Source organism: Corynebacterium pseudodiphtheriticum DSM 44287 (genome assembly GCF_000688415.1).
GTDB lineage: Bacteria > Actinomycetota > Actinomycetes > Mycobacteriales > Mycobacteriaceae > Corynebacterium > Corynebacterium pseudodiphtheriticum.
In genome coordinates this window covers 14906-39676 of record NZ_JIAH01000001.1, presented here as the reverse complement: position 1 = coordinate 39676, position 24771 = coordinate 14906, and the positions used below count along the sequence as shown (strand labels likewise).

18 protein-coding genes are annotated in these 24771 nt (G+C 54.4%); 7 read left to right on the top strand and 11 right to left on the bottom strand.

Going from position 1 to position 24771, the window contains the following annotated elements; genetic code table 11:
- Nucleotides 1–31: 31 nt before the first annotated feature.
- On the bottom strand, nt 32–1345 hold the full coding sequence (locus tag O146_RS0100175) for a class I SAM-dependent methyltransferase (RefSeq protein ID WP_023019498.1): 1314 nt from the start codon (nt 1343–1345) through the stop codon (nt 32–34).
- 151 nt (nt 1346–1496) lie between these two features.
- Here O146_RS0100175 and O146_RS0100170 point away from each other — a divergent pair, with 151 nt between their 5' ends.
- Both O146_RS0100170 and O146_RS0100165 read left to right on the top strand, forming a co-directional pair.
- On the top strand, nt 1497–2894 hold the full coding sequence (locus O146_RS0100170; protein ID WP_027017346.1) for an NAD(P)/FAD-dependent oxidoreductase: 1398 nt from the start codon (nt 1497–1499) through the stop codon (nt 2892–2894).
- A gap of 181 nt (nt 2895–3075) precedes the next feature.
- On the top strand, nt 3076–4614 hold the full coding sequence (locus O146_RS0100165) for a bifunctional hydroxymethylpyrimidine kinase/phosphomethylpyrimidine kinase (protein WP_425265826.1): 1539 nt from the start codon (nt 3076–3078) through the stop codon (nt 4612–4614).
- Nucleotides 4615–4641: 27 nt separating this feature from the next.
- Here the strand turns inward: O146_RS0100165 and O146_RS0100160 are convergent, their stop codons facing one another.
- Entirely contained in the window at nt 4642–5115 is a 474-nt protein-coding gene (locus O146_RS0100160; RefSeq protein WP_021353886.1) for a PaaI family thioesterase, read from the bottom strand.
- Nucleotides 5116–5228: 113 nt separating this feature from the next.
- Here O146_RS0100160 and gndA point away from each other — a divergent pair, with 113 nt between their 5' ends.
- Nucleotides 5229–6695, top strand: coding sequence for an NADP-dependent phosphogluconate dehydrogenase (gndA, locus tag O146_RS0100155; RefSeq protein WP_027017344.1), 1467 nt, complete (start codon nt 5229–5231; stop codon nt 6693–6695).
- 24 nt (nt 6696–6719) lie between these two features.
- Here the strand turns inward: gndA and O146_RS0100150 are convergent, their stop codons facing one another.
- Complete coding sequence (locus tag O146_RS0100150) at nt 6720–8270, bottom strand: SLC13 family permease (protein ID WP_081820520.1); 1551 nt, start codon at nt 8268–8270, stop codon at nt 6720–6722.
- Nucleotides 8271–8491: 221 nt separating this feature from the next.
- Between O146_RS0100150 and O146_RS10485 the strand changes: the two genes are divergently transcribed.
- From O146_RS10485 to O146_RS0100135, 3 genes are read left to right on the top strand one after another with little or no spacing between them, the layout of a single operon-like run.
- The gene (locus O146_RS10485; RefSeq protein WP_051619152.1) at nt 8492–9937 is read left to right on the top strand and encodes a DEAD/DEAH box helicase; all 1446 of its coding nucleotides are present in this window, start codon (nt 8492–8494) and stop codon (nt 9935–9937) included.
- Nucleotides 9938–9983: 46 nt separating this feature from the next.
- On the top strand, nt 9984–10856 hold the full coding sequence (locus O146_RS0100140; protein ID WP_027017342.1) for a hypothetical protein: 873 nt from the start codon (nt 9984–9986) through the stop codon (nt 10854–10856).
- On the top strand, nt 10834–12387 hold the full coding sequence (locus O146_RS0100135; protein ID WP_027017341.1) for a vWA domain-containing protein: 1554 nt from the start codon (nt 10834–10836) through the stop codon (nt 12385–12387). Before O146_RS0100140 ends, O146_RS0100135 begins: the two co-directional genes overlap by 23 nt.
- 30 nt (nt 12388–12417) lie before the next feature.
- On the opposite strand, the gene O146_RS0100130 is transcribed toward O146_RS0100135, so the two are convergent.
- From O146_RS0100130 to O146_RS0100100, 7 genes are all read right to left on the bottom strand, one after another.
- Entirely contained in the window at nt 12418–13002 is a 585-nt protein-coding gene (locus O146_RS0100130; RefSeq protein WP_021353880.1) for a MerR family transcriptional regulator, read from the bottom strand.
- A 297-nt stretch (nt 13003–13299) separates the two neighbouring features.
- The gene (ftsR, locus tag O146_RS0100125) at nt 13300–14049 is read right to left on the bottom strand and encodes a transcriptional regulator FtsR (protein ID WP_023019507.1); all 750 of its coding nucleotides are present in this window, start codon (nt 14047–14049) and stop codon (nt 13300–13302) included.
- A 9-nt stretch (nt 14050–14058) separates the two neighbouring features.
- Nucleotides 14059–14490, bottom strand: coding sequence for an oxoglutarate dehydrogenase inhibitor Odhl (gene odhI / locus O146_RS0100120; RefSeq protein ID WP_021353878.1), 432 nt, complete (start codon nt 14488–14490; stop codon nt 14059–14061).
- A 205-nt stretch (nt 14491–14695) separates the two neighbouring features.
- Nucleotides 14696–16996: an accessory Sec system translocase SecA2 gene (gene secA2 / locus O146_RS0100115; RefSeq protein ID WP_027017339.1), complete on the bottom strand. Its 2301-nt coding sequence runs from the start codon at nt 16994–16996 to the stop codon at nt 14696–14698.
- 86 nt (nt 16997–17082) lie between these two features.
- Nucleotides 17083–18081 carry a CE1 family esterase gene (locus O146_RS0100110; protein WP_244266776.1) on the bottom strand — a complete coding sequence of 333 codons (999 nt, stop codon included), beginning with the start codon at nt 18079–18081 and terminating at the stop codon, nt 17083–17085.
- A gap of 149 nt (nt 18082–18230) precedes the next feature.
- The gene (locus O146_RS0100105) at nt 18231–20048 is read right to left on the bottom strand and encodes an ABC transporter ATP-binding protein (protein WP_051619150.1); all 1818 of its coding nucleotides are present in this window, start codon (nt 20046–20048) and stop codon (nt 18231–18233) included.
- A 2-nt stretch (nt 20049–20050) separates the two neighbouring features.
- Nucleotides 20051–21463, bottom strand: a complete 1413-nt coding sequence (locus tag O146_RS0100100) for an ABC transporter transmembrane domain-containing protein (RefSeq protein ID WP_244266775.1) — start codon at nt 21461–21463, stop codon at nt 20051–20053.
- A 175-nt stretch (nt 21464–21638) separates the two neighbouring features.
- Between O146_RS0100100 and O146_RS0100095 the strand changes: the two genes are divergently transcribed.
- A complete protein-coding gene (locus tag O146_RS0100095) occupies nt 21639–22433 on the top strand; it encodes a class I SAM-dependent methyltransferase (protein WP_027017335.1) in 795 nt (264 codons plus the stop codon).
- A gap of 74 nt (nt 22434–22507) precedes the next feature.
- On the opposite strand, the gene der is transcribed toward O146_RS0100095, so the two are convergent.
- Nucleotides 22508–24718, bottom strand: a complete 2211-nt coding sequence (der, locus tag O146_RS0100090; protein ID WP_027017334.1) for a bifunctional cytidylate kinase/GTPase Der — start codon at nt 24716–24718, stop codon at nt 22508–22510.
- Nucleotides 24719–24771: the final 53 nt, after the last annotated feature.

Genomic DNA, 24771 nt, shown 5'->3' with positions numbered 1-24771 from the left:
CCAACCGAAACCAGTGGCCGACGCCAAATATTTAGCGTCGGCCTCGGCGATGCCGGTGGGTTGCGGTTAACTGCACAGCGTCAAGCATGCCCAAGTCCAGCAATGTTTCACGCAGAGCTAACTGGAATATCCACAACCGCCGGTATACGGCATCGAATCCACTTGCCGCCGCTTCACGCAAATGCCCTTCAAAAAAGCTGCGCTGCAGCTGCAATGACTTCCGGTAGTGTGAGCCAAAATGGCTTTGCTTAATGATGCGCAAACCAGACTTTTGATCGAAGAGTTTGTGATGACCATTGATATCGAAATAATCCAAACCTGGCCAAATATAGGCCCGCAAGGCCAATAAGGCATTGCGTGCAGATGCGGTCATACCATCAGTCGCCACCAAGGTTTGTATCCCCAGCTTTCCGCCAGGAGCCAGTAGCCTGCCCGCATGCCGCAAGAAATATACCCGATCTGCAGGTGCCAAGAATTCGAATGCTTCCATGGACACAATAGCGTCATAACGCCCTTGCCAGTCACTCGGCGTCGGTAAGGGATGCGCGATATGTTGTGTGTGCACAAAGTCTTCTACCCCGGCAAGAACCAAATCTTCGCGCACTGCCGCCAGGTGTTCTGCGTCATTGCTGAGGGCATCGACGACTGCTTTACGTCGGCCAGCAACTTCCGCCGTGACGGATCCATTAGCAGGAAACTCCAGCACGTGGCTGGAGGCAGTCACGCCAAGATCGTCAAGCAAAAACCGTGCGGCGCGTGCCTGGGCGTCCTGGAAGTCATCGCGTTCCACATTCTGCGGCTCGGAAATCTCTGTAACATCCACAAAGTGCTGCTTTGACTCACTCCCGCGGTGCTGGGAAGGAACATAACTAGGTACGGACTCCCGGACCGTCGTCGCCACGCCCGTCGAAAAGATTCCGGCGAAACCACTACTCTTTTCATCGGAATATAACCGAACTAGCTCCGCCGGAATTTGCCCGCCGTCAAACAACGTAACCGGGATTTTTTGCTTTGCACGTGGGGCATAGCCAGTGGCGAGCAGACGAGTGAGCACCCGAACCAAGGCGGCTGAGTCTGGGGTCCGCCACTCTCCTGCCATATAGGATTCTGCAAAGCCCAACCAACCAGCGTGCGCGATACGATGAAACAAAAGCTCGTGGTCAATAATTAAATCCGGTGAAGCATCTGGATCGAGCTCAAGGCCGGCGATCCGGCAGGCACGAGCAAGGTGCGCTTCCGCAACACGTGCGCGTAGCGACAGTAAGGCCCCACCAGGCACAGAGGCGATTGACGGCCACGCCTGTGCATCGATCGCTGCAAGATGAGCCCAATGTTGCTCGTGCACACTTACTCCTTGCCAACGATTCGGGACGGTAGGCGGAACTGTTCAGCCCCAATGATTTTAGCAAAGTGTTTCTGGCCACTAGAGTGTGTAGGCGTATATTTAACTGTGTACTTAATCAAATACACCGCATATTTTCTACGAAGAGGTATCTATGTCTCAAGCACACCGCCCCGCAGGTGATCGTCACCATGTCGTCGTCATTGGATCCGGCTTCGGTGGCCTGAACACGGTCCAAGGTTTGGCCAACGCTGACGTCGATATCACCTTGATCGACCGCACCAACAGCCACTTGTTCCAGCCGATGCTCTACCAAGTTGCCACCGGCCTCGTCTCCGCGGGTGAGATCGCCCCGTCAACTCGCCAACTGTTGCGTAAGCAAAACAATGTTGATGTTGTGCGCGGTGAGGTGACTGCAATCGATATTGCAAAACAGATCGTGAGCGCATCCCAGGGTGACATCAAGAAAGATTTCGCTTATGACTCCCTGGTTATCGCCGCTGGTTCCAAGCAGGGATACTTCGGTAACAACCACTTTGCACAGTACGCACCAGGCATGAAGAGCATCGACGACGCTCTGGAGATCCGCTCACGCCTTTTGGGAGCATTCGAACGCGCAGAATTGACCGATGACCCCGAAGAGCGCGCGCGTTTGCTGACTTTCGTAATCATTGGTGCAGGACCAACCGGCGTAGAACTGGCTGGTCAGCTGGCTGAACTGGCAAAGCGTGGCCTCAAAGGTGCCTTCAAGAATATTTCGCCGGAATCAGCGAAGATCATCCTTCTCGACGGCGCACCTCAGGTGCTTCCACCGTTCGGTAAGAAACTGGGCAAGAAGGCACAGCGCACCTTGGAGAAGCAAGGCATCGAAGTACGTCTGAATGCCATGGTCACTGAAGTTGATGACGACAAGGTCGTATACAAGAACATGGCCGACGATTCCGTGCACACCATCGAGTCCCCAACCAAGGTCTGGTCCGCTGGTGTGGAAGCTTCCCCGTTGGGCAAAATGGTTGCGGAACAAGCTAATGTCGAGTTCGATCGTGGTGGCCGCGTATCGGTCAACGAAGACCTCACCGTTGGCGATCACGACAACGTCTATCTCATCGGTGACATGATGTCACTGAATCGTCTGCCTGGTGTGGCTCAGGTTGCCATCCAAACGGGTAAGCACGTAGCCAAGCTCATCGACGCCAAGACCAGCGATAATTCCGAGCAGGATCCGAAGGAAGCTTTCGAATACTTCGATAAGGGCTCGATGGCGATCATCAACCGCGGTAATGCTGTGGTGAAAATGGAAAACAGCGAGATCACTGGCTTTGTCGGCTGGCTAATGTGGCTCGTTGTGCACGCCCAGTTCCTCACCGGTGTGCGTAACCGCCTGTTTACCGTCTTGAACTGGACCAGCAATGTACTTTCCCGCAACCGGGGCAACCTGGAGATCACCGAGCAACAGCGTCACGGCCGAAACGCTCTACTGAAGCTGGGCGAACTTAGTACTGATGAGAAAGACCAACCGGTCGAAGTTAAAGACACCAAGCGCATCGGCTAAAATTCCGCAACCGAATAACGCCACAAGGCAAAACCCAACGCCCGTATAGCACAGCCGGAGGCTATGCGGGTACTAAATGCTCTGAACATCATGCTAGGAACATTCCTGAGACACTGCTGCGCAGATTGTTGAGCGCATTCTTGAACAATATTCCGGTCACAATCACTGTGCAGGGCTAACAATTCCCAGTATTTTCGCTAGCCTGGTGAGCATGAAGACGAATGCTCGTATCTTATCCATTGCTGGCACTGATCCCACAGGCGGTGCTGGCGTTCAGGCTGATTTGAAATCTATTGCTGCTGCCGGCGGTTTCGGCATGTCCGTAGTCACCGCCCTGGTAGCGCAAAACACACAGGGTGTACGCAGTATCCATACCCCGCCACAGGAATTTCTGCGCGAACAACTCACTAGCGTTTCTGACGACGTCGAAATCGATGCCATCAAGATCGGCATGCTTGGTGATAGCGACACCGTCGATACCGTTTCTGAATGGTTGCGCGGCCGAAACAAAACTACTCTAGTGCTTGACCCGGTGATGGTTGCTAGCTCCGGCGACCGGCTGTTGCAGCCAGAGGCTGAAGCAAAAATCCGCGAGCTGTGCACACACGTTGATGTCATTACTCCGAACCTGAAGGAACTCGCTGTTTTAGTCGAAGACGATGAGGCTGCAGATTTCGATGCCGCGGTGGCACAAGCCCAGCGTTTTGCGGAAAAACATGACGTCACTGTGATCGTAAAAGGTGGCCATCTCGACGGCACGATCGCTGACAATGCAGCAGTAAGCGCTGATGGTGCTGTTCACCGGGTACCTTCTGCTCGAGTAGATACAAAAAACACTCACGGAACTGGCTGTTCGTTATCATCTGCCCTGGCTACTCGCTTAGGTGGTGGGGCAGAACTCAACGACGCACTCGACTGGGCAACCCACTGGCTGCACGAAGCAATTGCCCATGCAGACGAGCTTGCCGTCGGCAAGGGAAACGGCCCCGTAGATCACTTCCATCAGCTGCGTCGCTGGGCGACCAACGCGGACACTACCCCATGGACTTTCCCAGTCCATGACAAAGCACCGGCCCCAGCAATCGCAGCGCAAGGCCCACACACTACCCAATTGTGGGAAAAGACCGGCACTCTCTGGCGTGAAATCACAGAACTGTCATTCATTACCTCGCTGACCAGCGGCGAGCTCTCCAAAAAAGAATTCATGTTTTACTTGGCCCAAGATGCTTTGTACTTGGAGCTTTATTCCCGTGCATTGGCGCGCTTATCGACGATTGCCCCAACGCCAGAAGAACAAATCTGGTGGGCCAAAGCTGCACAGGAGTGCCTGACTGTGGAAGCGGAACTACACCGCTCTTTCAATGTGCCAAAAGTCGATCCCTCACCGGTTACTGCCGCATACACTGATTTCTTGGTTGCACGCACCTTCACCGATGACTACGCCGTCGGGGTAGCTGCAGTCTTGCCCTGCTTTTGGCTGTATGCCGAGATCGGCGAAGCGCTGACTAAACATAATCACGACGAGCACCCGTACCACTCGTGGTTGGAAACCTATGGTGATCCAAACTTTGCAGAAGATACGCGGAAAGCAATCAGGATTGTGGAAACGGCTTTCGAAAATGCCAGCGAATCAACCCGTGAGCGCGCAACCCGTGCTTATTTGATGGCATCGGCGCACGAACGTGAGTTTTTTGCCCAGGCATCACGTATGCAGCAGTGACTTCAGGTGCGTGGCTGACACGCACCTTTACTGCTGATCTGCTCGTGCACGAAGCTCAGCAATAGGCGGCCCCACCACCATTGTGCGCAAAGTGGTGCGGGCCACTAATTTTTCGTGGTTGTACATCTCTACGTTCCACAATTGCGTGCGTTTTCCGTTTTGTATGGGCTTCGCAATAGCTTCAATACGTCCTTCACTTACTCCACGGATGAAGTCCGTGCTGTTATTGACCCCAACACAGGGGCGTTGTGCACTAATCATAGAAGCCACCGAGGCAACTGATTCCGCAATCGCGCAAAACACGCCCCCGTTGACGCTGCCCGCATACTGCAGGTGCCTCGAATTGACCTCAAGATAAGCGCGAACTTCAGTAGGGGCAGCGTATGAATAAACCAACCCGAGGAGGCTGTCAAGGCCTAACTCGGATCGGTTTAGCTCTTCCAGCTCAGCCTGCTGTAATTGTCTGGTTCCCGCTGCCATCACTGCTTCCAAATAACCCATGTGTCAACTCTATCGGAATTCAAACCATCTATTTGTTAGCCCCAACACATTCCAAGCATTCCAGCTATTCCTCGCTCTCAGGCCTACTGCGGTAGAAGGTAGACTGATCAGTCATGAATAACCAGCAGTCTTCGCAGCAATTGGCAGATATCGCAATCGTCGGGGTCGGAGTCATGGGTTCGAGCTTGGCCCGTAACTTTGCACGCAATGGTTACCGCGTCGCGCTTTACGATCGGCGCGCGGAAAACGTCAGCAAACTCATTGCGGAGCATGGCGGAGAAGGAGAATTTGTCGGTTGCAACGACTTGCAGGAGCTGGCGGTTAACTTATCTAAGCCACGCCGCGCGCTACTGATGGTACCCGCCGGAACTGCTACTGATGCCGCTATCGATGACCTAGTAGAAGCCTTCGACGAAGGCGATATCATTATCGACGGAGGCAACTCACTGTATACCGACACCGTGCGGCGCGAGCGCGCAGTGGCACTCACCGGACGCCATTTCGTTGGTGCAGGTATTTCAGGCGGAGAAGAAGGCGCACTCACTGGCCCCTCAATTATGCCCGGCGGACCACAAGAATCTTGGGAGTCCATCCGACCGCTTTTGGAATCGATCGCGGCCAAAGTCGATGGCGCCCCGTGTGTACGCTATATCGGTGCCAATGGGGCCGGACATTTTGTGAAGATGGTGCACAACGGCATCGAATACGCTGATATGCAGCTCATTGGAGAGGCTTATCATTTGTTGCGCCACGGCGCCGGCTTGGAGCCTAGCCGCATTGCCAAGATTTTCCGGGAATGGAACGACGGAGACCTAGCCTCTTATTTAATCGGTATCACCGCAGATATTTTAGAAACCAGTGACCCAGACACCGGCGCACCGATGATCGATGTCATCCACGATGCTGCTGGACAAAAAGGCACCGGGCGCTGGACCGCGAAGGAAGCTTTGGACCTGGGTATTCCGGCGACCGCGATTGGGGAAGCAGTTTTTGCTCGCGCCCTGTCTTCGTCCACAGAGCTTCGCGCTGCCGCCCTGGACCACTTCCCTACCGGCAACCTCGCAGATTTCGCTGCACTGGGAATCAGCGTTGAGGAGTTCATTGAGCATGTGCGCCGGGCGTTGTACGCCTCCAAACTGGTGGCTTACGCACAAGGCTTCGATCTGATTGCCGCTGGTTCAGCAGAATACAACTGGAACATTAATCCCCGTGATCTCGCAGCTGTATGGCGTGGTGGTTGTATCATCCAAGCAGCATTTCTGGACCGCATTGACAATGCCTACGAGAAGCTTCCAGAGCTACCATCGTTGTTACTTGATTCCTATTTCACCGGGGAGCTCGACGGTTTGATCGATTCCTGGCGCACTGTTGCAGCCTCTGCGATCCGCTTGGGTCTTGCTGCTCCGGTATTCAGCTCCTCGCTCTCCTACTATGATTCGCTGTGCTCCAAGCGACTGCCCGCCGCGTTGGTACAGGCACAGCGCGATTATTTCGGTGCCCACACCTATCGCCGGGTTGATAGTGATGGTGTATTCCATCTGGACTGGACCGGAGATAAATCGCAGGAGCAGAAGCGTTAAAACGCCCACCCCTGCTAAGACGGACTAAATAAGGCCCATCCAGTCCCAATAGGTGGCCGAAAATAGCAATACCAGTAGGTAAGCGACGATGGTAAGCGGGATTCCTGTTTTCAGGAACTCGCCCCGGGTAAATGCGCCCGTGCCATAAGCCAGCATGTTTTGCGGCGCAGAAACCGGCAACAAGAAGCCGAAACAGATGACGAACTGCTGGATGACGACAAATCCGATGCTGGCATCACCAGCAGCAATCGTCGTCGACAAGGCGATAAAGACTGGAATCAGTGCGGATGCCAGCGACGTGGCAGAGGCAAATCCGAGGTGGATGAGGATGTTAAACAGCGACACTAACGCAATGGTGGCCAACAATGGCATCGAGTCCAAGCCCATAGCACCAAAAGTTTGCTCGGATAACCAGCTAGCTGCACCCGTATCGAGCAGGAATGTGCCCAGCGAGATACCGACGGCAAAGACGATCAGCGTACCCCAGGACACCAAATCTTGCGCTGTTTTCCAGTCGAAGACGCCGACTTTCGGAAGCAGCATGTAGCTCACTGCAATGACGGTCGCCACTGGTGCAGAAACCGGGTGCAGGATATCGCCAGTCGCCCACACGAATAGCAGCAGTACGGCGACAGTCACCAATCGTTTTTCGCGGCCGGACATCGGGCCGAGCTCTTCGAGTTTTTGCTCAATGAGTTCTCGACCACCGGAAATCGAGTCTGCCTCCGGTTTGATGCTCGCGCGCATTATGAAAAACAGCGCAATGGACATCAGCACCGACCATGGCGCTGCCCAGATAAACCATTGGCCCCAAGAAATAGTCTGACCGAATTCATCCTGGATGAAGTTCAAAGCTACAAAGTTTTGGGCAGCTGCTGTTTGGATACCGACATTCCAAATCGAGACTGCTTGTACTGCGGTGATAACCAATAATGAGGCCATCTTCGAATTTGTCGATAGTCCAAAGGCTGCAACCATACCCAGCAGAATCGGAACCACGGCACCCGCGCGGGCGGTCGCCGAAGGCACGAAAAACGCCAGCAGTGTCGCGATCACGATCGCGCCAATCAAAATATTCGAGGTTTTATCACCGGCGAGCTTCATCACCCAAAGCGCCAAGCGTTCATGCAGGCCAGTTGCCTGCATCGCACCGGCAAGCAACAAAGCAGCAGCTACCAACGCCAGCGCAGAGGTAGAAAAGCCCTGCAAACCAGTGCCCAACGCGGAAGATGTACCGACTATATCGCCAGTCTCTGGGTCTGTCGACAAACCCAGTAGCAACGCAATCAAACTGATAATCAAAAACGCGCTAACCGGGTAGGATACTGCCTCTGTTACCCATAAAACGATGGCGAAAGCCAAAACCGCCAGTGCGACCTGGCCTTCCCATGCCAGGCTTTCGATCGGCAATAGCAAAACGCCCACCAGAGCAGCTACAGCAAGCAGGAACCATATCGGCTGTAGTACGAATCGCACATCACGTTTTTTCTGCGATTGTTCCGGAGTAGCAACATCAGGAACAATATCACCTTCTGGAGTTTTGACCTTCGATCGCGGGAGAAAGTGCTCGGCCACTGTAAGTTTCCTTTGCACGTTGTAGTTGTAGATGTAGATGTAGATGAATGGATGGTGGATAAATGGATGTTCAAGAAGGCATTCCTCTCACTTTTCACGCTACAACTCCACAGGCACCGCGGAAGCAAAATTTACTGTAAGTTCTCGCACAGTCGTGCAGTTCACACGCTTTCTCGCATGAATCACGAACCAACTACCACGACGCGCTAGACTGAAGGATAATGACAACTAAACCTGCACAAGAACCATCTTTCGCCGACTTGGGCCTGGCCCGGCCCATCGTGCATTTCCTACGCCGCGAAGGCATCTCCACTCCGTTTCCGATCCAGGCGTTAACCATCCCTGACGTGCTGTCTGGCCGCGACGTCCTCGGCAAAGGCCCCACAGGATCAGGAAAAACCTTCAGTTTCGGTTTGCCCATGCTGCATCGCTTGGCGACGTCCGGCGTCTCGCGCCCGGGCCATCCCCGCGCGCTCATCCTCGCACCAACCCGCGAACTAGCCGCGCAAATCAGTGCTCGTTTGGAAGCGCCTGCTGCTTCCCTAGGATTGCGCGTGTTCAACGTGGTCGGTGGCGTCAATATCAATCCGCAAATTCGTCGCCTCGCCGCACCGGTGGATCTGCTCGTTGCCACCCCGGGACGTTTGCAAGATCTGCTTGATCAGAAAAAACTCAAACTAGATCAAGTGCAGATCGCCACCCTCGATGAGGCCGACCAAATGGCGGACATGGGCTTTTTACCGCAGGTAACCAAACTATGGAATAAATTACCCTCCGATTGCCAGCACTTATTATTCTCAGCAACGCTGGACAAGCAAGTCCAAGCTGTTGTTGACAGGTTTTTGCATGACCCACGTACACACGAAACTGCTCCAGCACAAAGTTCGGTAGACACGATGGAGCATGTTGTGGCACACGTGGGTACGCGCGAAAACCGTAACGAATTGGTAGAAAAAATTGCCGCCCGTGACGGAAAAACGATTATGTTTATGCGCACCAAGCATGGTGTTGACCGGCAAGTGAAAAAGCTGCGGCGCGTCGGGGTGCACGCTTTAGGTTTGCATGGAGACAAATCGCAAGGCGCTCGCACAAAGGCAATCGATGGTTTTAGCGCCGGAACCCTGCCTGTATTGGTCGCCACGGATATTGCGGCCCGCGGCATCGATATTTCAGATGTCAGCTTGGTGGTTCACGTCGATCCCCCAGCAGAACACAAAGCGTATCTACATCGCGCCGGGCGCACCGCGCGCGCTGGAGCCAGCGGCACCGTGATCACATTGGTTTTGGAAGACCAAGAAAAAACCGTCAAATCGTTGCTCAAAAAGGCAGGGGTCACCGCACGTACTATCGTCGCGCGCGGACCAGGTATACCGCAGGAGCTTGCGGATCTTAGTGGAGCACGCGAACCTTCCGGAAGAGCCTTGCAAGAAAAACCAAGCTCTGTTCAGAACCAGCGCTCAGAAAAAAGAGGATCAGCAAAAAACGGCACTGCTAATAAGAAGGCGCAACAAAAAGCTGCACCGAAAAGAAAAGATCGTCGGCATAAGACCGACAGTGAAGAAGGACGAACCTCGCATTCCCGCGCTGGACGTGGGGGCAGAAAATCTAGCGCATGGGGTGGAAATCCTACTGCGCCGCGCAGTCGTTCCCGCAAGCGCTCGCATTAATTAACCTCGCATTAATTAGTACCGTTTTCGTTGGATTACTAGCACCATGATTTTTACTGAGCAGGAATGGACAGCCCAAGCCGATGCCCACCTCGCGCGTGCTGAGGAACGTCTGGCCCGCTATCGGAACCCGGGCATGAAACATCCGGTTTATGATTTCTTGTTTGAGTATTATCCCGTTCGCCCGACACATCTGAAACGCTGGCATCCCGGCGTCGGTTCGGCTATGCAGGGCGATCCGCCACATGCGCACTGGCGTGATTACCACCACACCGAGCGCGGTGTGGAATTGAACGTGCAATCGCTATGGCAGCGGCGTGGTTCGGCAATCGGCTATATCGGGGATTTGCTGACGCGAACAGCTGAACGCCCCGCCAGATTTGACTGTTTTGGTCTACACGAATGGGCAATGGTCTACCGATCTGAAGCCCCACGCCATGATTTACCACTCCGCCTCGGGGCTAAGGGGACGAACGAAGTCGTAGAAAAGCATGATCTCCGTTGCACACATTATGATGCCTTCCGTTTTTTCACTCCCCCAGCACGCCCGCTGAATATCACGGTGCTAAATCGCGAAGATCAGCTCGACTGCGACCAAGGCGGATGTGTGCACGTGACAATGGACTTATACAAATGGGCTTGGAAACTGGGCCCACTAGTCCCAGGTGAGTTATTACACCAGTGCTTCGATCTTGCGGTTAGCGCCCGCGAGTTGGACATGGAGGCTTCACCATACGATTGCCGTGATTGGGGCCTTTGCGTCGTAGCCATTGAGACCACAGCGGGGAAAAACGAATACGTTGCGCGTCAACGTCAACTATCTGCCCGAGCCGAGCCGCTCCGACACAGGCTGATAAATATTGTGGACCATGCTCAGCGGGCTAGACTAGGTAGCTATGGGGCGTCATTACACACCTGAACAAAAGACTCAATTTTCCGGAGGATTCATTGCCTCCACCATTGCAATCTTGCTGGCAATTATCGCTGTGCTTGCATGGTTATTCTTGGGAAATGGTTCTGAAGACACCGGTTCCAATGCGGATAGCGCCGAAGGTGAATCGTGCATCGAAGGAAATATACAGCTTCCCGTTGCCAGCGGTGACGCAACCTTAACGCAGTCGCTATTGGCCTCCTGGAATGCCACGAAACCAGTGGTGCGTGATCATTGTGTGCAGGCCGTCGTCGCCGAAGATATCGCGAAAGCCGCTGTCTATATCGACGCAGATTCCCCGCGTTTAGCTCAGGCCGTTGCGGCTGCTGGTCGTACAGCAGCCGCAAGCGGTGAACACCCGAAAGTAGCTGGCCAAGCAGCTGGTATTTACGATAAACACGCTGCAACGGATGCGGACGTCGATCTCAAGCTTCCGGCTAACGCCGTCACCTATCCTGGCGACTCAGCAGCATCTGCGGTGGTTGCTTCCGCTCTTGCCGACGGCCCAGAATCTGGCGCGGAGCTTCTTTTGCGGGATGAAAACAAAAGCCTTGCCGACGCTGACGGTCCGGTTGCCGCGGTGCAGGCTATAAGCGCTCAAGATGCAGGCTCGTTCCGTGCCTTGGAGGGCGCATACGTGGAATATGCGGCGGTGGTGTTGAACCAGTCTGACGAAATTGATGAAGAACAGGCCCGCGCCGCGCAAGCTTTCGCCGATGATTTGGCGGCGCAATACCACGGGTTTGAGGCAAATCCGGAAGTAGAAGGCCAAGTTGAGGCTGAAACTGATGCTAAGCGATTGGACGCTAGCCCGGTCTGGGAAGCTTACCTAGCACGTACCGCACTGGATTTCGGCAACACCGGGAGTAAGCATCAGTCCAACGATGATGCCGCAGCCCAGGACCATAATAAGGACGACGCGAAACACGCCAACGACGCAGCCGATGCCCTGACTGCAACGGATACCCTGTTTTTGTTGGATACCTCCGATGCTATGTCCTCGGGTTTTCCCGGGATCGCAGGACCGTCGCGTTTCCAGGCCTCTGCTGATGCAATCGCAACCCTTGCTCCCGAGTTGAGTGCTCACGGACATTCGGTGGCATTATGGAATTATTCGTCACCATTAAACCCTGGGGTTACCCAGGGTTTTCGCCGAAATATCGATTTTTCTGATGGCGCAGAGACCGCTCGTTCTGTACAGCTTTTAGGTACCGGTGGAGTACCGCAAACTAACGAAGCACTACTCGCTGCTGCCCACGCGGTTCGGGATCATTCTGGTATCGCGCAATCGGAGTCTCAGCCATCCCGTATCGTGTTGATTACTTCTGGTACGGCGGATGGCTACCCAGATTTCCCCGCAAAATTCCGGGAGGCACTGGGTGCCAAGGCAGAACTCAGTGTTGTACATGTTGGTGATGGTGAAACAGATCCAGCTCTACGGGAAGTAGCGAGTCATATCCAGACAGTAAAAAACGCCGCAGAACTCGAAGAGAAGCTGCGGCGTGTCGTTGGACTCTAAAATGAGTCGAGCAAAAACTAATCCAAGATGTTAAGCCGAGTGAGATTTGCGCACACGCAGCGCAGCCAGCTCGTCAATACCAGAAGCAGCTTTAGAGTCGTCCGCAAGGGCTGGGTCAATACGCTCCGCTGGGAACGAACTAATGGTTCCGCTAAGTTCTTTCATAATGCCTGGAATCGCTACACCAAAGACGCCTTGTCCTCCCGAAAGCAAGTCGATGACCTGTTCATTGCTGTGACATTCGTACACCGTTGTGCCATCAGAAACAAGGGTAATCTCCGCGATATCGTTCACGCCACGTTCACGCAAAGACTCGACTGCCAAGCGGATATTCTGCAACGAGATTCCGGTATCAAGCAAGCGCTTGACGATCTTCAAGACAAGAACGTCTTTGAAGGAGTACAAACGCTGCGAACCGGAGCCACGCGCATTTCGGATCGACGGCTTCACTAGGTTAGTGCGCGCCCAATAATCGAGCTGACGGTAGGTGATGCCTGCAACCTGGCACGCAATAGGCACGCGGTAGCCAAGTTGTTCATCTGGCCCGAGGTCAAACAGGGACTCCTGGACGTACGGTGCGTCCGTGTACTGGGAACGGGATGAGTTGATAGTCACGTAATTACTCCGATGGAAGTTTGGAATCCTTAAATTATTTAAGGTCAATCCTATTGCCCTTTTACGAAGAATCGGCGCGACACGCCCTAAAGTCTCAATTAAGACTTTAGGGTTCTTCCGTCTCGCGAATCTCAACTGTTAACATGACCCCCATCACTATACTCATATTGGTCGTATCAGCCACAACAGACTCATCATGATGACAGAAAGAAACCGACACCGCAGACGTGCGATGCCGGTTCCAGACGAAAGATCTCCGTGAAAGACCCTAAAATAATGGGCTAGGCATTGAGTTCTTTAAGCATCGAATTCCTCACGCAGGGTGCTCTTAAGCAAACTTGTGTGCAGGGAAACCACCAACGCGGAAATTTGTTGTGATAATTCTTCCGCTTGTTGTTGCGCATTATCTGATTTTCCATGCGTCAACGGGCCTGCAACCTGGGTGATCAGATCTGCATGTCGACGCGCACCATTACGCAGTGATTTCAGCAATCGCGTGTCAAAGCCCAACTGCTGCAACGACCGCGCTGTACTCACAATATTTACGTCATCAGTGGCAAAAAATCCAGCGGCATCCGGGCGGATCAAACCAGCTCCAGCAAGTTCGGTCACGAACTCAACATCCACGCCTGCTTGGTGTGCCACATCTGAATCCGTGAAACTCCTCGGCCCGGTGGTGCGGAACGTATCCGCAGACATCAAACCCTGTGTAGAATTCGCCCCCACCAAGGCAGTAACTTGCCCGGAGTCCATAGCTTCGAGCTGTTCACGAATGACTTTCAGCGGAAGATAGTGATCTCGCTGGGTAACCAAAATATAGCGCAACCGTGCGACATCTTCTTCGGTGAAACGACGGTAGCCGGACTTTGTACGCTGCGGGGAAATTAATCCCTCCGATTCAAGGAATCGGATCTTAGAAACCGTAATATCCGGAAACTCAGGACGCAAAGATTCCAAGACGACACCGATGGACTTTGCCTTACGGGTCTTGTACGCGCTGCCTGTCCGAGGCGTCGACTGCGCTGCTGCTTGAGATACTGGACTCACAATTACCTATTATTTCTTGGTGTCAGCCAAAAAGACCAATCGGAACTTACCAATTTGGATTTCATCGCCCACAGAAAGCACCTGTGAATTCCGTGGCTCGCGGTTGACATAAGTACCATTCAACGATCCTACGTCTACCACTTCGAATTCCCCATTGTTCAAACGGAATTCTGCATGACGACGAGAAACGGTGACGTCATCCAAGAAAATATCCGCCTCTGGGTGGCGACCTGCGGTTGTGGTTTCTTGGTCCAACAAGAAACGCGCGCCCGCGTTTGGCCCCCGCTTGACCACCAACAACGCTACGCCTTCGGCGAGGTTTTCGGTATTTTCGGCTGCGGTAGAAGCACCAGCACCGGATTCCATTTCCTTAATTAAATCCGCACGGAAGACTGAGGTTGTCTCCGCCTGTTGCTCCGGAGTACCGGTGTTTTCGCTCATTATCTATCCTCCGCATTGTCGGAAATATTGCCGTTAGTAATCCATCATAGCGCTTAAACGGCTACGACGAGAGTCAAAGTTATTTTCTTTAGCATTTTTTCAACTACGAAAACCCCGCCAAATACCATACTCGTAATTCAAACCGCGGGGCTTTTCGGCTAGTCACCTGCCTAGAAGATCGAAGCGCTACTTAAGCCTGCGTTCATTAGCGGAATAGGTTGCCGATTCCGCTCAATGCAGAATTTCCCGAGCCAGCGAGCGGATTGTCCGAGACCATATACGTCCAAGTCGCAGATGGGCGAGCTAGGCCCCCTTCGGAAAGATGTGCACCCGCATTATCGATAACTACCTCACGGAAACTTTCTCTAGCTGCCTCTACACCACGACGCACGATTTCTTTAAATTCGCGCACCGCAATCCGGTGATACTCATCGATCGGGGTTTCCCTGGCGATCGCGCGCAGGTGAATCGATTCACGAACATCATCCATATGTTCAAGGTGATCCGCCCAGGCGAGATCAAGATGGTAAAGCATGATCTCGCGGCTTGCTTGCACCAATACGTCGTCGGCAAGACCCGCGGCAACCAATTCGGCGGCACGCTCTGGTTCATACTCACGGAGTTCCGTCCAGGCTTTATCCGTGTCGAGCAAACTACTCCTGCGCTCATCGATGATTTCCCGCTGATCTGCCAACAATTTGTTGTATTTCCAGGTCTGACTATGGATTTCCAGCAATTGAGCTTCTGTAACCCTCTGGCAATGAGCGATAAAATCTACGATACGCCCAGAATCAATCCGGCCGTTCCCGTCCGGCTGAGCTTCTACGGATTCACCTGCACCTCCGGAAATGACCACATCGTCTTCCAAAGAGACGAAAAACAGACTCAACCCCGGATCCCCCTGGCGTCCTGCACGGCCCCGCAATTGATTATCTAAACGCGAGCTCCGGTGGCGCGTGGTTCCCAGCACTGCCAAGCCACCGGCATCTTTGACTTCTTGATAGTGGGTTCCATCGGTGCCGCCTAATTTGATATCCGTACCGCGGCCAGCCATCTGCGTTGATACAGTAACCCTGCCTGGCATACCAGCTTCGGCAATAATCGCTGCTTCCTCGGCATCGTTTTTCGCGTTGAGCACCTGCGCATTGATTCCACGTTCTGTTAGAGCGGCGTCCAGGCTTTCTGATTCCGCAACATCCTGAGTGCCAATCAATACTGGCTGTTTCTGTGCATGCAGCAATTCAATTTCGTCTAACAAGGCCTGGGTTTTCTCAGCCACCGTGGCATAGACGCGATCTGCTTCGTCGAACCGCTGTGGCGCTTTATTCGGAGCAATTTCGGAAACGTACAAACCGTAAAATTCGCGTAACTGGTCTGTGGCTTCAACAGCGGTACCGGTCATGCCACACAACTGCGGGTAGCGACGCATAAGTTCTTGAATGGTCAGCGTATCGAGAATTCGGCCGCCTTCTGTGACTTTCAGTCCTTCTTTTTCTTCGACTGCGGCTTGCAATCCGTCCGGCCAACGCTGCAGGTCAGCAACCCGACCTTTCGCGGTATCAATCAGTTTCAACTCGCCATCATGAACCAAATAATGGATATCACGGATAAGTAAGGCTTTTGCATGCAATGCGAGGTTCACCCGCACCAAAGTACTTCCGATATGTTCATCACTATAAAGCGAATCGATTCCTAGTTCCTTTTCCACCGTCGCCGCACCATCGTCAGTAAGGAACACCGTGCGACCGTCAGTGCCGATGGTGTAGTCGCGTTCCTGCTTTAGGTTGGCTACCACGGTGGTCACGCGTGGGTCTGTAGCTTGGTCGGCTCGGGTTCCTGCAAGCACTAGCGGCACCAGGGCTTCGTCCACCAGTACAGAATCTGCTTCATCAACTAACGCTACGTCAGCTTGTTGAAATACAGCCTGTTCACGAGAAGTAATTTGGTTGTCCCGTAGTACATCAAACCCTAGCTCTTTCACCGGTGCATAGACCACATCAGCGGCATACGCTTGTCGACGCTGCGCCGTGTCCATGGACTCGGTCACTGCAGCTACCTCTAGCCCAAAGCTCTCTACGAGCGGGCGCATCCATTCGGCATCGCGGCGTGCAAGATAATCATTGACTGTGACCACATGTACTCGTTTTCCGCTGAGCGCAAAACCAGTGGCTGCCATCGCGCCAACCAAAGTTTTACCTTCGCCGGTCGCCATATGGATGACATCGCCCGTCAACAATCGCAGTACAGCCTGAGATTGCACGTCGTACGGGCGTAGCCCCAGCTTGCGAGAACTTGCCGTAGCAAGTGCCGCCAAAAACGTGGACTTATCGGTGATCTCACCACTGGGATTCACTGAGCTACGGGCATGCTCACGTAGTTTATCGTCGCTCAGTGAGTCAAAATCCGCGGCCTGTTGCTGGGCTTGGCCGACGATTTTACGCGATTGCTTCTCGTGCTTCGCCGATTTTGCACCCATGGCGTTCCAGAACCAATCGAATTTTCCCACGCTTGCTCAATATCCTTCCGGTCGTGAAATAATAGACGCTTAGTCTACTGCTTAGTATGCCATCGGTAGCGCTTAACTTCCGCGGTTCAAGGACGCCCCGGAATCCGGAAGAAGTCCAAGATCTTATCGGTAGCGAAATTCTCTGGCATCGCATCATTACGGTTTGCGCTATAGCCCGGCCACCAATGCTTGCCGCCTTCGATACGAATGTGATCAACTGGCGCTGCGCAATCCGTATAACTAGTTCGTTTGGCGCCACCAACTAACCGTTGCTGTTCAATACTATGCCCGCAGTGGTTTCGGCGCGCAGCCACACCCATGATTTCGGGCACCGATAAGAACTTCGTGTTGTGCCGGGTTCCGCCGTCATAACTCACAATCTGATCTGCAGTGCCGTGGATATCCAAATGCCCCACGGCTCCCGGGGCACATTTTTCTACGACCGCAGTGTAATAAGCAGCCGACACCGTGGCTATAGCTTGGAACTGCGCCGGCCGTTGACACGCAAGATATTGTGCAAAACCTCCGCCATTAGAAAACCCCACAGCAAAAAGTTGGCTATCGTCTATATTCCAGGTACGCCGCGCGGAGTTGATAATTTCGTCAACGAACTCTAGGTCTTCGCTCCCGCTGGTATTCGCATAAGGTGCCGGAGCCCAGGCCTTTTTATTCTGGTTAGGAGCTTTGCTTGGGGCCCCATCCGGATAAATGGAAATAGCACGAGCTGCATCGAAGTGTGTGGCAGTCGCCAAGGACTGGCCGTTTTGCCCCCATCCATGGAAAGTTAAGATCAATGGCCACGGCTCCGACGGATCGTAGCCAGCAGGCAGATGCACCAAATAGCTGCGACCACTCGGCAGGTTAATTCGAGTGGTCTCACCGGGCAACGCTCCTGCCACCGGGGCGCCGGTGGGGTGTGGAAACGCCTGCATCTCCCGGTCTAGTGCGTGCGTATGCTCGGATTCAGGGACATGTTGGGCCGATTGCGTGCCATCGTCCATATTGCTGCTGCAACCGGCAGCAGCAATGGCAAAAGCGCAGAAAACCCCAGCTAATTGGGTACGGACGCTACGCCTCGAGTACATCTGCAGTATGCCTGGTAGCAAACCAGCTAGTGTCATTCTTGCTCGTGCCAATGTCACCTACCCCAGCCTGGTGCGCAGCGTGCTACCACATGCATCTATCTAATTCATCGGTTACGCAAATAGTTTTACCACATAAAACAAATATTGCCTTAGCGACCCGAACTCCAGGCCTCCCACAGCTCAGTATAGCGACCATTTCGAGCAACCAAATCTGCATGAGTTCCCCGCTCAAGCACTCTACCCTTGTCCATGACGACGACCTGGTCCGCAGATGCCGCCTGATCTAAACGGTGTGCCACTATCACCGCTGTGCGACCAGCGGCAACCGCAGCTGCACCAGCTTCCAGCTTCTCGGCCCCAACCGAACCAGCTTCTGCAGTAGCCTCATCCATGATCACCAATGCTGGATCCGCTAGCCACACACGAGCCAACGCAAGCTGCTGGGCTTGCACCGGGTTAAGTTGCTGCCCCCGCGCACCCACCACGGTCTCCAGTCCGTCGGCAAGCGATTCCACCCAATCTGCATGCACGCTATGCAAGGCTCCAAGCAATTCTTCATCGTTAGCACCGGGACGCGCCAAGGTAAGGTCATCGCGCAGACTGCCAGAAAATACATAAACATCCTGCGAAATCATCGCTAAACGGCCCGCTCGCTCCCGATCAGAAAGCTGTGCCACCTCGGTTCCGTCGACAAGAATCTCGCCCGAATCCGGAACACGTAACCCGGCAGCTAACGCCGCTAAGGTCGTTTTTCCTGCCCCCGATGCTCCCACGACAGCAACCGTGGAACCAGGTGGAATCGTCAGCGACACGTCATCGACGGCGTTTGTAGAACCGCTCGAGTCGTCCACGTTTTCCGGGTTTGCAGCACCATTAGATCCCGCCGAATAAGAAAAACAAACATTCTTTATGGCGAGCTCGCCACGCGGTACGCCAGCTCCCGAATCCGGCACCGGCTGCGGCGGGCAGGCTATGACTCCTGCAATCCGACTCAACGAAGCATATCCGGCCTGCAGCGTATCCAGTACTCGCATCAAAGCCATTATCGGACCGCGAAGACGAATCAACATCAACATCGCCGCTGTCACGGCTCCAACAGTGAGATATCCGTTATCAACTACGAAAAAACCAACTAATAGCCCCAGCGACAAAAGCAAAAACTCGGCCAACCAAACCCACAAACCAAGGGTCATCATCGTGCGCCGCGCAGCAAAACCATAGGTCACGACCTGCGATGAACTCTCCTGCACACGCGCATGCATGGCATCTTCCCAGCCGTAGGCACGCACCGTGGGCCCACCGTGGATAGACTCCAATACGCGCCGGGCACGTTGCGCCATTGCTTCACGTTGCGCGATGTAACGCGGCGGAGCCACCCGCAGATAACGCCGCACAGCACACCAATAGATCGGCACCACGACCGCAATAACGACGAAGAACTGCCAGTCAATAGCTATCAGCGCAATTGCCGTTGCGCCGACCATGAACACGGATTTCGACAACACCGGCACTGTCTCACTCACTGCAGCGGAAAGTTCTGCAACATCATCGGTCGCGCGTGATACCAAATCCCCCGAACCGGCTTCTTCCACCTCATGTGCCGGCAGACGCAATGCGGTACCGACCATCGTTTCTCGAAGATTTGATATCACCCGTTCGATCAACGCACCGATAACGTACAACCCGCCCGCCGAAAGCACAGCGGAGGCTAACGCCAATGCCACCAGCCACACCGCGATTACGGTGATACTACCGTCTTCAGCCACAACCTCATCAACAATCTTCCCTAGTTGCCGGGGCACTAGAACATTCGCCACAGCGCCAGCGCTTAGCAGCAGCATTGCACACCAAAACTGGCTGGCTGCCCGCGGGATCCGGCGTAACTGCGTACCGACAATACGGCGAACTGTGGAAAATGAGGCGGTGGCAAATGCAGCACCCTGCGGCACACCAGACGCGTTCGACATGATCACTCACCCGCCTGCACAACATCTGCTACCTCGCGCCAAGCAGGTGAGGAACTATAAACCACTGTGGTTTTCCCACGACGAGCCTGAGCGACCCGCTGAGCGATGGTGTGTTCCGTGACAGAGTCGACGGCGGTCGTAGGATTATCTAAAACTAGTACCTCCGCGTCACGAGCAAGCGCACGAGCTAGAGCCACCCGCTGGCGCTGGCCACCAGAGAGATCACCATCCGATTCGCCTACCCGTCGTTGTGCACCACCAGGAATATCATCGGCAGCTGCAGCTACTAGTGCTGGCTCCACCCGATCAAGAATCTCCTGCGTACTCATGGTGTCCGTACGATCCAGAATATTTTCAGCGATGGTCCCGCTAAATAGTTGCCCGTCGTGTGGGGCCACCAGTACTTGTTCGCGTGGCAACAACTCCAGACCAGCCGGCACCGTGCCGACGATAACTGTTAATACCCCTGGTCTCGGACGCGCGTTTTCTGGGAAAAGCTCCCAATTGACGCCAGCCTGTGCCTCCGCTAGCGCATAGGGAGCTGCGAGCACAGACCTGATGCGATCGCCTGACCCTTGCGCGGTAGCCCATTTCGAAGAAATATTTTTCCCGAGCATCGTCATCGGGGTAATGATGAATTGCGTCAAACCGATAACCGTAATTAACTCTCCCACGCTGATGACCTCCCCCAGGGCCAGCCCACCAGCAGCAATCCCAATGACGATGATATAAACCGACCCGATGGTTTCCGTAATAGCATCGAGCACCGAACGTGCACCGTGGGCCCGAACGGTCGCAGAATACGCATCATCAGACACCTGCTGATAACGCTCATACACTGTGTCTACTGCGCCAATCCCTTTCAAAATCCGCAGGCCATGCACCACATCGGTTGCCGTGGCTGCGGCCTCAGCCAGCCAGTGCTGGCGTTTCCCGGAACGTCGGCGTAATGGGCCAGAAGCTGACAGGGAAATCCACACCATCACAGGACCGCCCACCAACACCGCGATGCCGAGGGGAACACTAATCATGCTCACCATTACCCCGACGTAAATAATCGAGGCAAATTCCGCAAACGGAAACACCGCCATCAAGACTGCATCAGCAATCCGCTGGGTATCGCTCGAAGCAATAGACAGCAACTCGCCTGCTGTTCGTCGCTGGCCACCAAGCCCCCGGGGATGAGAGATCCGGTCGGTCACCGCCATACGCAATGAATGCCCAGTACGCAGCATTGCGAGCACCAGGTACTTGCGCCCAAACCATCCACACGTAGCGTGCACCGCAGATACCAAGACCAAAACCGCTAACCAGCGCAACAGCTCTGCAAATTCACCGCCGGCAATGGCATCATCAATCGCGTACCCGACAATCACTGGAGTCAAACCGGTGCACAAAAACATGATTACCGTCATTGCTGCAGCAGGAATTGTTAGACGAGGATGCAGAAAAATCGTCTTCAACAACCACAAGCGATCATTTGAACCCGGCAACGAAGGGGTCGAATTTCCGGGCAATCTCTCGGCCGGGGTAACCATTAAAGGTGCTGGCTGCTGCACGCCAGCTTTTCGTGTATTAGTTTGTGTACCGATGACTTCTCCTGTGTTTTTCAAGGCATCTGCCAAAACCAGCCCCACCTTTGCAAGCGCAGAGTTGCGCCGTGCAGCGGGCGAGGCATTTTCGGCGGAAGCCTACGATGCAATCCGGCCCGGATACCCAAACGAACTCGCCCACTTGGCCACACGTGACCAAGCAAACGCACGCGTCGTCGACGGCGGTGCTGGAACCGGTCAGCTCAGCGCCGTATTCGATGCTGCCGGCCACCAAGTTTACGCCTTTGATCCGTCAGCAGGCATGGCGCAGTTCCTGCACCGAAAACTAGGCGTGCCGACGTGGCAGGCCAGCGCGGAAGCCACCGGCCTGGCACGAGATTCCGTAGATTGCCTGAGCTACGCACAATCTTGGCATTGGTTCGATGTCGCAGCTGCAAGCCAGGAAGCTGATCGTGTGCTCGCGCCGGGCGGCAGGCTGCTATTGGTATGGAATACTTTGGACGTCTCCCGCCCAGAAATACTCCGGCTGGCACGGATCATGCATTCTGGGGATATCCAACCAGCCGGGTTCCTCCCAACCGTCCATGCTCCGTGGCAGCTGGTAGATACGCTACGGACCACTATGACGCAAGAACTCAGCGTTGCCGGCGTGCATGAACTGATGCATTCGCGCAGCTATTGGCAGCGTGCAAACCAGCGAATGCGCAACCGGTTGACCGGGAATTTAAATTGGTACCTGTTAGATTTCTGGGAGAAATCACGTACAGATACCATAACGCTGCCCTATCGCACAGACGCCTTTGTTTATGAACGAGGCCCGCACACGGGCTAAGGCCAGAGCTGCCAGGCTAGCGCCGGGCATTGACTGTTAATTTCTGACTAATGCCCAGCTAAAGCTAGTTTCAACTACTTGCGCTTAGTTTTGCGCTCACGCACCCGGACAGCAATGCGCACTGGGGTGCCGTGAAAACCAAAGCGCTCTCGGAATTTACGCTCGAGGTAGCGCCGGTACCCGGCATCCAGGAATCCGGTCGTAAACAACACGATGGTCGGCGGCTGCGTGCCTGCCTGGGTAGCAAACAGTACCTTAGGCAAACGATTGTTCTTCATAGGCGGTGGGTTCGCCGCGATAGCCTCGCGGATCCAGTTATTCAACTGTCCCGTAGTCACACGCTTGTCCCAGCTTTCCAAGGCTGCGATCATCGCTGGTTCCAGCTTGTTGAGCGCACGGCCTGTTTTAGCCGAAATGTTCACGCGCGTCGCCCATGGGATATGCCGAAGCTGTTGTTCCAGCTCGCGTTCCAACAAGAAGCGGCGTTCTTCTTCCATCAGATCCCATTTGTTGAGCGCGAGGACTAGGGATTTCCCAGATTCCAAGATCATGGCGAGTACGCGCTGGTCTTGTTCACTGATCGGCTCAGAGGCATCGATCAACAGCACGCAGACTTCTGCAGCATCGATCACGCCACGGGTACGCAGAGACGCATAATATTCATGACCTTGCGCGTTTTTTACCTTTTTGCGCAGACCTGCGGTGTCGATGAAACGCCACATCTGCTCATCGAGTTGCACCATGGAGTCCACTGGGTCCACCGTGGTACCAGCAATGTTATCGACCACCGAGCGTTCTTCGTTGGCGAATTTGTTCAGGAGCGAGGACTTGCCGACGTTCGGCTTGCCCACCAAAGCCACTTTGCGCGGTCCAGAGGTAATCGAGGTTTGCCGTGGGCTTTCTGGGAACAAACGCAACATCTCATCGAGAACGTCAGCGGAACCGTTACCGTGCAGCGCCGAGACCGGCCATGGATCGCCCAATCCCAGGCTATAAAACAGCGAAAGATCAGCATATTGCTGCGGTGAATCAAACTTGTTGGCCACCAGCAGCACCGGTACTTTCGAGCGTTGCAGCTTGCGTGCCATCATGATGTCAGTCTCAGTGGCTCCGACTCGGGTATCAACGACAAAAATGATGACATCTGCGGTATCCATCGCCACTTCGGCCTGGCGTGCGATATGCGCGTTGAGGCCTTTGACATTGGAATCCCAGCCACCAGTATCTTGTACCCAGAACCGCTGGTTTGCCCATTCGGCTAAGTACGAGTTCCGGTCGCGGGTGACACCAGGTACGTCTTCGACGACTGCTTCACGACGACCCAAAAAGCGGTTCGTCAGCGAGGACTTGCCAACGTTGGGCCGTCCCACGATCGCTACGGTGCACAGGGCTTCTTCTACTTGGGTGCCGCCCAGTGCAGACAGGAATTCTTCTTCCAAAGCGTCCCAGTCTGGCTCGCCGTCAGCGCTCGAAGCGCTGGTTTCCTGCGCAGCAGAGACAGCTTCGGAAAATTCCGCATCGTCAAAATCCGCGCCGGTGTATTCACGGTATTGCGTGGCGAAGTCATTCGGATCCTCCGGATCACCAGAATCGGTCAAGTCTAGACCCTGGATAATATCAATAATCTGTTGTTGGACTTCCTCCAACGACAGTTCCGAGGTATCAACCAGCACCGCATCATCAGCTGGGCGCAGCGGCGAGGCAGCACGCGCGGAATCGGCCGCATCGCGGCGTTGGACGTCGGCAAGCACCGCAGAAAACGACGATTCCCGACCGGCCGCCAGGTTCTGGTCGTGCCGACGCTGCGCGCGGATTTCCGCAGAAGCAGTGAGAAAAATCTTCGTCGGCGCATCCCCCAGCACGACGGTGCCAATATCACGGCCTTCGACGATCACGCGGTGGGCGGCAAAAGCGAGCTCACGCTGCAATTGCACCAAGTTTTCCCGAACCTCCGGGATGGCCGAGACAGACGAGACATGCGTCGTCACGGCTTGCCCTCGGATCGGTTCCGAGACATCCTCACCGTCGAGAAGCACCGCGCTGGATTCCGGGTCATCGCTAATCTCAATCGGCAGATCGCGGGTCGCCTCAATAACCGCATAGCTATCGAGCGGATCCACCTGGGCACGAAGTACGGCGAGGGTGGCTACCCGATACATTGCTCCGGTATCGAGATATTTGGCATCCAGTTGTTTCGCCAGCGCACGGCAGGTGGAGGATTTCCCAGTTCCGGAAGGTCCGTCGACGGCGACAAGTAGGCCGTCGTCAGGCATGTTTGTAATCATAAATTCGTTTCTATCGTTTCTGTCTAGTCTGTGTGTATTACTGTGTATTAACT